This window comes from Xenorhabdus bovienii, from assembly GCF_024721015.1.
Classification (GTDB): domain Bacteria; phylum Pseudomonadota; class Gammaproteobacteria; order Enterobacterales; family Enterobacteriaceae; genus Xenorhabdus; species Xenorhabdus bovienii.
The window spans coordinates 1-240 of sequence record NZ_JANAIF010000479.1 but is presented as its reverse complement, the minus strand read 5'-3'; the positions used below and the strand labels follow the sequence as shown (position 1 = coordinate 240).

The 240-nt window shown below is 59.2% G+C and carries 1 protein-coding gene; it reads left to right on the top strand.

Going from position 1 to position 240, the window contains the following annotated elements:
- Positions 1–43: 43 nt before the first annotated feature.
- The coding region (locus NXS07_RS21455; RefSeq protein ID WP_308686655.1) for an AMP-binding protein at positions 44–240 on the top strand (197 nt) is incomplete at its 3' end.

The following is a 240-nucleotide window of genomic DNA, read 5'->3' as shown; positions in this document are numbered from 1 at the left end:
ACAGACCCGTCTGGTCAATATGTACGGCATCACCGAGATCACCGTGCATGCCACCTATCGTGAACTCACGGAATCCGACATCACCCTGGGACGCGGCAGCTTGATCGGCCAGCCGCTACCCGATTTGCGGGCATATATCCTTGATGCCCACGGTCAGCTTGTTCCTCTCGGTGTCACTGGCGAAATCCATATCGCCGGTGCCGGCGTCGCCCGTGGCTACCTGAACCGTCCTGAACTGAC